This is a genomic window from Ensifer sp. (assembly GCF_035999185.1).
Classification (GTDB): domain Bacteria; phylum Pseudomonadota; class Alphaproteobacteria; order Rhizobiales; family Rhizobiaceae; genus Ensifer.
The window spans coordinates 20,888-31,604 of sequence record NZ_DASYHB010000187.1 but is presented as its reverse complement, the minus strand read 5'-3'; the positions used below and the strand labels follow the sequence as shown (position 1 = coordinate 31,604).

Here is a 10,717-nt window from a genome sequence, read left to right as displayed (position 1 = left end):
CTCCTTCGACGCATCGACGACATGGTCGATGCCGACGCTCTTGGCGAGCGCCAGCCGCGTCGGGTTGATGTCGGTGATGACCACCTTGCGCGCACCCGAACGCTTGGCAACCATCGCCCCCATGATGCCGATCGGGCCGGCGCCGGTCACAAGCACGTCCTCGCCGACGAGATCGAAGGAAAGGGCAGTGTGCACGGCATTGCCGAACGGATCGAAGATCGCCGCCACCTCATCGGGCACGTCCTCGGGGATCGGCACGACGTTGTATTCCGGCAGGCAGACGAACTCGCCGAACGAGCCCGGCCGGTTGACGCCGACGCCAAGCGTGTTGCGGCAGAGGTGCCCGCGGCCGGCGCGGCAGTTGCGGCACTTGCCGCAGACGATGTGCCCCTCGCCCGAGACGCGCTCGCCGACATGATACTTGGTGACGGCCGAGCCGACCTCGGCGATCTCGCCCATGAACTCGTGGCCGACGACCATCGGCACCGGAATTGTTTTTTGGGCCCACTGGTCCCAGTTCCAGATGTGCACGTCTGTGCCGCAGATCGCCGACTTCTTCACCTTGATCAGCACGTCGTTGGGGCCGATCTCCGGCACCGGCACGCGCTCCATCCAAAGCCCGACTTCCGCCTTCGACTTGACCAGCGCCTTCATCATGTTCGTCATCAGTCTCTCCTCAGATCACGCCAAGGTCGCGGCCGACCTCTTCGAAGGCGGCGATTGCCCGGCGCACGTCGGCTTCACTATGGGCCGCCGACATCTGCGTGCGGATGCGCGCCTGGCCCTTCGGCACCACCGGGAAGGAGAAGCCGATGACGTAGACGCCCTTCTTCAACATGCGCGCCGCCATCTCCTGGGCGAGTGCGGCATCGCCGAGCATCACCGGAATGATCGGGTGGCCCTCGCCGGCGAGCGTAAAGCCGAGCTTCGACATCTCGCTGCGGAACAGATTGGCATTGGCATAGAGCCGCTCGCGCAGCGCGTCGCCGTTGTCGATCAGGTCGAAGACCTTGAGCGAGGCGGCCGCAATCACCGGCGCCAGCGTGTTGGAGAACAGATAGGGCCGCGAGCGCTGGCGCAGCCACTCGACGACCTCGGCCTTGCCCGAGGTGTAACCGCCCGACGCGCCGCCGAGCGCCTTGCCGAGCGTGCCGGTGATGATGTCGATCCGACCCTCGACGCCACAGTGTTCGGCCGAACCGCGGCCATTCCTGCCGACGAAGCCGACCGCATGGCTGTCGTCGACCATGACCATCGCGCCATACTTGTCGGCGAGATCGCAGACCCCTTGCAGGTTGGCGATGATGCCGTCCATCGAAAACACGCCGTCGGTGGCGATCAGCTTGAAGCGGCAACCCTCGGCCTTCTTCAGCTCCTCTTCCAGTGCTGCCATGTCGTTGTTGGCATAGCGGAAGCGCTTGGCCTTCGACAGCCGCACGCCGTCAATGATCGAGGCATGGTTCAAGGCGTCGGAGATGATCGCGTCCTCTTCGCCGAGCAGCGTCTCGAACAGGCCGCCATTGGCGTCGAAACAGGAGGAATAGAGGATGGTGTCTTGCAGCCCGAGGAACGACGAAATGCGCGCCTCAAGCTGTTTGTGCTCCTCCTGCGTGCCGCAGATGAAGCGCACCGACGCCATGCCGTAGCCGTAACGGTCGAGCGCCTGCTTGCCGGCTTCAGCCAGCTCCGCGTTGTCGGCCAGGCCGAGATAGTTGTTGGCGCAGAAGTTGAGCACCCGCTCGCCCGAGGCGACCGCAATCTCGCCCGCCTGTTTGGAGGTGATGACACGCTCGGACTTGTAGAGACCTGATGACTTCAGGCCCTCAAGTTCGGTGCGAAGGTGGGACAGGAAGGCTGAGGTCATGGCGCTCTCGCTCAAAGAAAATGTCGCGTGCATGACGAGTACCATGACGGCTTTTGACTTGCAGCAAATTCCCGCGCTCCGCCGAGGCGCGCGCAAAAACGACAGGGCATTTCACAGCGAGACGTTGAGGGGATGGATTGTGTCGCTCCGGATGCCCTGAGGGACATTTTCTGTCCGACCTCGAACCCGGCACTAGTAATTTCTCACACCGTCAACGCGGCGCGAGAGACCGCTCAAGGTGTCGGCGCGCGACGACGCAGAAATGCAAGCTTCTTCAGCTGCCCCCACACAGAAGCTGGCGAACACGAGCGGCCCTTACCCCTCCACGTACCCGTCGATGACCGCCAGAAACGCCTCGCCATAACGCTCGCGCTTGCTTTCGCCGATGCCGGGAATGTCGAGCAGTTCGTCGAAGCCGCGGGGGCGTTCCTTGGCGAGCGCGATCAGCGTCGCATCCGGGAAGACGACATAGGGCGGTACGTTCAGCTCCTTGGCGATCGAAAAGCGCTCGGCGCGCAAAAGTTCGAACAGTTCGAGATCGGAGCCGGCAAGATCGGCGCGTTCGCGTTGCGCGCCGGATTTTGCGCCCCGCGCGGCCTTGCCCGACGTCGGTCGGTCCTTGCGGAAAAGCACCTGGCGTTCGCGCTTGAAGACGGCGCGTGCTTCCGGTTCGAGCTTGATCGCGCCGAAGGCCGTGTGATCGACGCTGACGAGACCGGCGGCCAGCAATTGCCGGAAGACCGACTGCCAGGTTCTGGCCGGCAAGTCCTTGCCGGCGCCGAAGACCGGGATATCGACGTGGCCGAAACGCTCGGTCTTTTCGTTGACGGTCCCCATCAGCACATCGACAACGTGACCTGTGCCGAAGCGTTCGCCGGTGCGATAGACGGCGGCAAGCGCCTTGATGGCAGCCTCGGTGCCATCCCACGTCTCGACCGGCTTCAGGCAGGTGTCGCAATGACCGCAGCGCCCAGGATGAGCCTCGCCGAAATGCGCCAGGATCGCCTGGCGGCGGCAGCCCGCCGTCTCGCAGATCGCCAAGAGCGCATTGAGCTTGGAGCGCTCGATGCGCTTGATCTCGTCTGCGGCACCGCCCTCGTCGATCATCCGGCGCCGCTGCAGGACGTCGGCCATGCCATAGGCCATCCAGACCTCCGACGGCTGGCCGTCACGGCCCGCGCGCCCGGTCTCCTGGTAGTAGGCCTCCACCGATCCCGGCAGGTCGAGATGGGCGACATAGCGCACATCCGGCTTGTCGATGCCCATGCCGAAGGCGACGGTCGCCACGAGGCAGAGGCTCTCCTCCTTCAAAAATGCGTCCTGGTGCTTGTCTCTGACCGCCCGGTCCATGCCGGCGTGGTAGGGCAGCGCCCGGATGCCCTGCCCGTTCAGCCACTCGGCGGTGTCATCGACCTTGGCGCGCGACAGGCAGTAGACGATGCCGGAGGCTCCCTTGAAGCGCGAGAGGAACCGCAGCAACTGCTGGCGCGGCTGGTCGCGCTCGACGATCTCATAGGCGATGTTCGGCCGGTCGAAGCTGGTGGTGAAGACCTCGGCTTCGTTCAGCGCCAAGCGCTCGATGATATCGTCGCGGGTGTGCGGGTCGGCCGTCGCCGTCAACGCGATGCGCGGCACGCCGGGGTAACGCTCCGCCAGCAGCCCCAACGCGCGATACTCCGGGCGGAAATCATGCCCCCATTGCGAAACGCAATGGGCCTCGTCGATCGCAAACAGCGAGATTCGGGCATTGCCGATGAGGTCGGCAAAGCCATCGGTGACGGTGCGCTCCGGCGTCACGTAGAGAAGGTCGAGCGTGCCGTCGTGGATCTGTCGCCGCACGGCAATCGCCTCTTCGCGGGTCAGCGACGAATTGAGCGCCGCGGCGTTGACGCCAAGCTGCTTCAGCGCTTCGACCTGGTCGCGCATCAGCGCAATCAGTGGCGACACGACGACGCCGAGCCCCGGGCGGCAGAGCGCCGGGATCTGGAAACAGAGCGACTTGCCCGCGCCTGTCGGAAACAACACGACGGCGTCGCCGCCCGCCGTTACATGCTCGACCACCGCCTGCTGCTTGCCGCGAAAGGCCGAATAGCCATAGACCCGCTTCAGCACATCGAGCGGTGCCGCGCCACCCGCGTCGAACAGTCGGCTGACGGCGCTGCCCGAGTGTCTCGTCCCTTCGCCGAACGCCATCACATCTCCTTTGCGGAATCACGCATCGCCCATCATCGCCAGTTGCGCTGGCAATGCCATAGCCGTCAGGGCAATTGAAGAGGGAGCGCCGGACAATCGGGCAAACGACCGGCGTTTTCGCTCCGGCGCGCCAGCCTTTCCAGCACCGCGCCTTCCGATCATCAGCCGAACGCCCGACAAGGACGAATGGTCGTGCAAGCTAACGCGATGCCGGTTTCAGATTGTCCTGACAGAACCCGCGCAAACCTTCGTTCATGAGCAAGCCGACGGCATAGCCGCGCTCGGTGAGCGAGCAGATGACCATATCCACGGTCGTGGTTTCGTCGGCTTCCCGCCGGAATTCGTCTTTATGGGCCCAGTAATACTCTGCGACGGCGGCTGCGATCCGCTCGTTGTCGTCTGCGTTTACTTCCGGCGCCAGAACATGCTCGTTGATCAGAGCGCGGACGAGGAAACTCTTGGTTTCGGGTGCGAGCGCGGCAACGCTGCCGATCGGACCTCCTGCCAGCACCGGCGCCGCATAAAGCGCGACAAGGATTGCGAGGACTGCTTTGCGACGTCGCTGCATGACACCCTCCTTCATTCTGCCGATAGAAACTGCCGGGCCGACAGCAGCCAAGCATACCCAGGCACCCCCGTGACGAAGGCGGCGGCGGACTGGTGCATGACCAATGCCCTTCTCCCGCGCCACGCCATCGGATCGCCAACCGAACGTCTTTCGCTCGCTCCACAAGGACGAGCGCTCGCGCAAGCTAACGCAGCGCCGATTTCAGATTATCCTGACAAAACCCGCGCAAACTTCCGTTCATGAGCTGCCCAACAGCATGGCCCCGCTCGGCGAGCAAGCAGATGACCATATCCACAGTCGTGGTCTCGTCGCCATCCCGCCGGAATTCGTCTTTGTGCTTGAGGTAATAGTCCGCGACGGCGGTTGCGATCTGCTCGTTGTCATTCGCGTTTACTTCGGCCGCCAGAACATGCTCGTCGATCAGCGCGCGGACAAGGAAACTCTTGGTCTCGGGCGCCAGCGCGGCAACGTTGCCGACCAGATCTCCCGCCAGCACTGGCGTTGCGTAAAGCGCGACAAGGATTGCGAGCACCGCTTTGCGACGTCGCGGCATGACACCCCTCCTTCATTCAGCCGATAGAAATTGCTGGGCTGACCTCAGCCAAGCATCCTCAGGCGGAAACAATTCCTGGGAAACCTTGATGAACTCGGCGGTGGACTGTCGCATGGCCGACGCGCCTTCCCCCGCACCGCGGCGCTGCATTTCGCTCAGGCGTCCGAGGATCAGATATTGCGCGCTGGCGCGGTCGAAAGGATTGAGCGCGAAGGCCTGCTCGAATGCTGGAAGGCCGGAGACGCCCTGCTTTTCCTCTGTCACGCCGAGCAGGATCAGGCTGTCGATACGAATGGCGCTCGGCAAGTCGCTTCGTCTGGAAAACGCATCGAGCGCTGCCCTTGCCCCTTCCCAATCGCCGCGCATGTATCTGAGCAGCGATTGGCAAAACTCGTTTGCCTGGAGGTCTGAGCGATAGAGGTCCGTCAGGTGGATCCAGCCGGCCAGTTTGCCGTCCAGCGCCCGGACCCGGATGGCGTTCTCTTGAACGACGCTGAAGGTGAAAGCATCGGTGATGTGCCCCAGCCGCTTGCCGCCCTGCGCCTCGCTATAGATCGGCACACCCGCCGGGCTGTCATACTTCTGCACCAGGTTCGCCGGAACCCTGAAGGGCTCGAAATCGTAGAAGCGACTGGGCAGCCCCAATTCCACGGCAAGCCTGCCACGCGCCGTTTCACGCTCCACACGCCACAGCTCCGGCCGGACGCTGCGCTCGTCGGCGATCGGGGTTACAGCGAGGTACGACTGCACAACCAGATCCTGTCCATAGGGTGTCACGTTGCCCCAGACCACCACATCGGCGCGTGCGGAAGGCAGCGACGCTCTCGCGATTGCTGCCCTATACGTCCCATTTTCCAGGGGCACCTTGCCGTAAAGCACCCACACCCCCTTCTCACCCTGCCGGTCGAAAGACTTGAGCAGCTCGAAATAGAGCGTGGTCATCATGCTCTGCCCCACGCCGCCGGGTCCGGTGAACTGGGACACGAAGACGCGCAAGGGCTCCGCCCGCAGACAGGCCGACGACAGCAGGAAAGCCAGTATGGCTGTCAGAAAGCAGCGAAGATGGGTTTTCATCGACGGCCTCGCGCTTCAACGGCTCGCGTTCACATCGTCTTCAATCGCCTTCAGGTCCGCAGGCAGAACACCGTTCGCGCGCCGCGAGAGATTTCCAAGCGTGTTGTGTGCGGCGCTGGCGATCGCGTTGATATAGGCGCTATCCAGCTTGTTTCGGCGCGCATCCTGAAGCAGGCAATAGAGCAGCATCAGCATATGCCCGTCGCGATTGTTTGCGAATTCGTCGCCGTTGATCTCCGATTTGATGGTGATCACTTGCGAAGCGTAGTTCGGGATCTTGTCCGGCAGAGTGAACCGGCTGAAAACCAGTGCGGCAGCGCCCGGGTCGGACAGGATCGTGCCCTGCAGGACCCCCAAGACATCGCCCTGATCGTTGATCCACTGGAGCGCCTGGTTGGTATTGGCAAGCGTGTCCGCCCCGTGCCGGCTGACCTTGAAACTCTCCAGGCGCTTGGCGTCGGTTGGTATGGATTTGGGATCCTGAAAGATTTCCGGCTGCAGATTGGCAAGCCGCTCGCCGAGCAGCCCGACAACCTGATCGAATTTTACGGCTTCGCCTCGGTAGTCGAACAGCGCGATTTCATCGGCCCGCAACGTCGTCTGCCCGGCAAGCAGCAGGAGGCCGGCGGCCGCAACGGTGGCGTTCAGTCGGAACATCCGCATTCTCCCACTATGCTTTTTTTCGTGCCCTCAAAGTCCTTCCAGCTGGCGGTGACGCGATAGATGCAGCCTTTGACCTCGCTGTTGGCAGGAATGAAAACAGTCGGCGTATTGTCGCGGTACGGTCTGTACGTGACCGTATACGCCACCTCATTGGGGTTGATCACCTTGATCGATGGTGGGTCCGCGCGGGTCTCGAATTTTACCGGTTTGCCGTCGCGCAAGAGTTCAAGCGAACTCGCCGTCACCATGGCCGGACTTCTGCCGGAGTTGATAAAGGCAGCCTGCACCGCGTCGCGCTTGCAGCTGACCAGCTGCATTTCGATTTCGCCCTTGCTGCCAACGGGCGTCAGCGCCCAAAGGGCTGCCGCGATGCCGGCGAGCGGCACAAGAGCCAGAGGTGCGGCAAGGATAGAGCTCCAGGTCGTCAGGCTGTTGATCGCGCGGTTCTGAAAGGAGCTGCAGTGGATACACTTTTTTGCACCAACGGCGATCGGCTCGCGGCAGACCACGCAGGGCTGTGTCGGCTGTAAAGGTTGTTTGTTGGGCATCGGCGCGAGCATGTCAGGCGCTCCCCAGTACCGCTGGAGATTGTGCGCCGAACAGGCGGAGAGTCAACGACCGTATCAAGCGGCGCGTCCCGGCGGAGTAGCGCTGAATATCTGCAGCACCCAATGCGCGGACGCGCGCCAGGCGAGCCGACGCCTGTACCCGGTTCCAGGGGATAACCGACAGATTCAATAAGGATATTCTGTGATAAGCCTAGCCTTTAATATGCTATCGTACTTTAGTGATGTCCAAAATCGGGAAGTCACCATGGCAAACGTTCTGACGGCGAGCGGCGGCGTCAAGCAGGTCATCTGCATCAGTTGGGGAACCAAGTACGGCGCACCGTTCATCAACCGGCTCTATGCCATGGTGGCGCGCAACATCACCCCGCCCTTCACCTTCACCTGCTTTACCGACAATCGCGACGGGCTCAATCCGAACATCCTGTGTGAGGACCTGCCGCCGCTCGACATCGCGGACATGCCCACGAACACGCCAGGCATCTGGCAGAAATCGCGGCTCTGGGGGCCGAAGCTCGGCAACCTGAAGGGGCCGGTTCTGTTTCTCGATCTCGACATCGTCATCGTCGGATCGCTCGACGACTTCTTCGAGTTCGGAGAGCCCGACGACGTGGTCCTGGCCCAGAACCAGACGACACCCTTCGAGCGCCTTGGCCAGACCTCCGTCCTGCGCTTCCCCGTGGGCAAGCTCGTGCCGCTGCAGCAGAAATTTGGCGCCAACCCGCAGGCGATCGCCGACGAATACCGCTTCGAGCAGCGTTTCGTGACCCGCAATGCGCCGGGCGGGATAAAGCTGTTTCCGAGACGCTGGGTCCTGCACTTCCGCCAGGACTGTCATTGGACCTTCCCGCTGAACTATTTCCTGGCGCCGCGGCTGCCGGCCGATGCGCGCATCGTGCTCTTCCCGCGCAGCCTGCTGCCGCAGCACGCGATCGACGGACAGTACGGCTGGCGCGGCCGCGTCGACACGCCGCTTGGCCACATCCGCCGGCTCTTCAACGGCGACCGCCGCGAAAAGAACCCGATCCGCTACCTGCGCCACTATATCCGCCCTGCGCCCTGGGTGGCCGAACACTGGCGCGAGTAACCGGTGTTTTGTCGCCCCATGGTTTGCGTCGCTCGGCCCGAGCAGAGAGCATCTTTGCGCCTCCGGCGATGCCGGGAAAGCCGGATGCTCTAGTATCCCACCATTTCCTCGGCTGTCGGCGGCTTGGGTGGCTTGTGGCCCAGAACGCGTTCCATGATGGTGGACATCGTCACGGCATCATTGTCGAAGCCGCCGTGCGTGGTGGACGCCGTGGCTTTGTTGACAGAGCGATCGATCGCAAGCGCCGCCGACTGTGGAAGCTTCCCTGAGTAGATTGCCATCCCCGCAAGCGGTGTGTTTGCAGCGTCCTCATAGGCGCGTGAGACGAGATAAAGCAGCGAGCGGCCATACCCCGGCAGTCCCGCAACGCCCACTGTGTCTGCCTGCTCGAGCGCATCGCTCATCTCATACAGGTAGATCTTGCCGTTCAGCTTCCACGCGCCTGTCCCTGAAAGAAAAGGTTCGTAGCGTGTTGCAAAGAAATCGGTCGTACACGCAGGGGCCATGAGATGGATGCTCTCGATGTCCAGATTGCTTGACGCGAACTGATCCAGGTTAGCCAACAGCTCACCGAGCACGATGGAGCCGGCGCTGTGCCCGACCAGATGGATCTTTGGCCGCTTCTTCGCCTTGGACAGACCCTCGATCAGGGGACGCAAGCCAAAGGTGCCGCCGTTGTATGGCCCGTGGCGGTCGAACGCGGCATTGGCGTCCTGTTTCATGTTCCGCCAAGCCCGGCTGCCAAGCGCCTTACCCAACCCGGTCTCGAACAACAGGTCACCGATCCAGCCTGTCGCCCGCCCCGCCTGGCTCTGGGAAAGCGGACCGAACGCTTCATCGAGCAGACCGGAGCCCCACATCAGATGAAAATTGTAGATGCCGTTTCGCCCGAAGATATCGTGCCTCTTCCAGGTTGCGATCCGGCTCGCCTCGTCGTCCAGAGAATTGAGACCGCCGTGCGCATAAATTACCAGGTGCGCGAACCCCGCTCCATTGTTCGCTTCACCACTCGTCAACCGCTTGACCGACTCCTGCATTTCGGTCGGCGTGGGCGACGCGTAGCGCCCATTCGTGACATAGCGCCCATCGTCGATGTTGATGAAATGGCCGACGATATCGCTTCTGTTGGGCGCCGAGCGCGTTTGCGGCGTCGCTGCGGACGACGGCGCTCCTCGCGGCACGGCGCTGAATGCGGTCGGCGCCCGCACCCCAAGCTGGAGCACCCAGGCGTCCATAAGCGTCGCCGCCCAGTCTTCATATCGCCAATGGGCGACGCCGTCCTTGCCCCATCCCCGGCCCCAGGAATTCAGGATCCAGAAGCCTTCAGCATCATAGCCGACGATCGCAAACGCATGTCCGCCGATGGGTTGCCCACCGGGCACGATCTGACCGTCCTTCGGATCCTTCCAGTTTTCATGGATCTGCGCCGAGGCATAGATCGCTCCGACCTCGTTGAGGGCGGCATGATAGTCGGACAAATCGGGCTGCAGCCGATAGTAGGCCCCCAGCCGGTTCTCGCGCGCATCCTTGTTGATCTCGTAGGTGAGGATCCACTCGCCGCTGGTACTGTCGGGAGAAAACGCCTGCCGGCAAACGCCGTTCCGGTAGAAGCCGCTCAGCGCACCTCGGGGGCTCGACCCCTCATAGGCGGTTCCGGCCCACTCGTCGTTGCGCTTGGCCATCTCGTAGAGCATTCGCGCGCTGACGCGTGTGGGTTGAGCCGCAAGCACTTCCCGGTGGGTCAGGATGTCGATGACATGCGCCAGGGCAAATCCGGTACAGGCAGACGACGCCCCCTGGTCGCGAACGGGAAAGGCGATCGATGGATAGACACTGCCCGGAAGTGCACGAAGCATCGGGTTGTAGTACCGATCGCGAATGTCTGGAAGATCAGGAAGAACATTCAAGGTGCGGCCGGCAAACTTGGCTTCCTCAAGCTTGAACGTTCTGTTGCCTATGCGTATTCCCCGATCACCGCCGATCAGGGCAACGGATGTGTCTGCGGGTGCGGGACTTTCAGCCACCGCCGCCTGACCTTCACCGACGATATTTTGAGCCTCGTCGGTCTCTACCCCCTGCACCACCGCAGCCTCCGGGCTTGTCGTGGTCTTCTGCCTCTTTCCCGTTGTCTGTTTCGCCATGGTCCCCT

10 protein-coding genes are annotated in these 10,717 nt (G+C 62.7%); 1 reads left to right on the top strand and 9 read right to left on the bottom strand.

Going from position 1 to position 10,717, the window contains the following annotated elements; all coding sequences use genetic code 11:
- From tdh to VGO04_RS25430, 8 genes are all read right to left on the bottom strand, one after another.
- On the bottom strand, window positions 1-666 hold a 666-nt coding region (tdh, locus tag VGO04_RS25465; protein WP_327495068.1), incomplete at its 3' end, for an L-threonine 3-dehydrogenase.
- A 10-nt stretch (window positions 667-676) separates the two neighbouring features.
- Window positions 677-1,864, bottom strand: a complete 1,188-nt coding sequence (locus VGO04_RS25460; protein WP_327498743.1) for a glycine C-acetyltransferase — start codon at window positions 1,862-1,864, stop codon at window positions 677-679.
- Between the two features lie 315 nt (window positions 1,865-2,179).
- Window positions 2,180-4,057, bottom strand: coding sequence for a DNA helicase RecQ (recQ, locus tag VGO04_RS25455; RefSeq protein ID WP_327498742.1), 1,878 nt, complete (start codon window positions 4,055-4,057; stop codon window positions 2,180-2,182).
- 199 nt (window positions 4,058-4,256) lie between these two features.
- The gene (locus VGO04_RS25450; RefSeq protein WP_327498741.1) at window positions 4,257-4,625 is read right to left on the bottom strand and encodes a hypothetical protein; all 369 of its coding nucleotides are present in this window, start codon (window positions 4,623-4,625) and stop codon (window positions 4,257-4,259) included.
- A 184-nt stretch (window positions 4,626-4,809) separates the two neighbouring features.
- Window positions 4,810-5,178: a hypothetical protein gene (locus tag VGO04_RS25445; protein ID WP_327498740.1), complete on the bottom strand. Its 369-nt coding sequence runs from the start codon at window positions 5,176-5,178 to the stop codon at window positions 4,810-4,812.
- 12 nt (window positions 5,179-5,190) lie between these two features.
- A complete protein-coding gene (locus VGO04_RS25440; protein ID WP_327498739.1) occupies window positions 5,191-6,252 on the bottom strand; it encodes a hypothetical protein in 1,062 nt (353 codons plus the stop codon).
- Window positions 6,253-6,267: 15 nt separating this feature from the next.
- Window positions 6,268-6,909: a hypothetical protein gene (locus VGO04_RS25435; RefSeq protein WP_327498738.1), complete on the bottom strand. Its 642-nt coding sequence runs from the start codon at window positions 6,907-6,909 to the stop codon at window positions 6,268-6,270.
- Window positions 6,897-7,475, bottom strand: a complete 579-nt coding sequence (locus tag VGO04_RS25430; RefSeq protein WP_327498737.1) for a hypothetical protein — start codon at window positions 7,473-7,475, stop codon at window positions 6,897-6,899. Before VGO04_RS25430 ends, VGO04_RS25435 begins: the two co-directional genes overlap by 13 nt.
- A 253-nt stretch (window positions 7,476-7,728) precedes the next feature.
- On the opposite strand from VGO04_RS25430, the gene VGO04_RS25425 reads away from it, so the two are divergent.
- The gene (locus VGO04_RS25425; RefSeq protein WP_327498736.1) at window positions 7,729-8,568 is read left to right on the top strand and encodes a glycosyl transferase; all 840 of its coding nucleotides are present in this window, start codon (window positions 7,729-7,731) and stop codon (window positions 8,566-8,568) included.
- Between the two features lie 89 nt (window positions 8,569-8,657).
- Here VGO04_RS25425 and VGO04_RS25420 read toward each other — a convergent pair whose 3' ends face one another.
- Window positions 8,658-10,709, bottom strand: a complete 2,052-nt coding sequence (locus tag VGO04_RS25420) for a C1 family peptidase (RefSeq protein ID WP_327498735.1) — start codon at window positions 10,707-10,709, stop codon at window positions 8,658-8,660.
- Window positions 10,710-10,717: the final 8 nt, after the last annotated feature.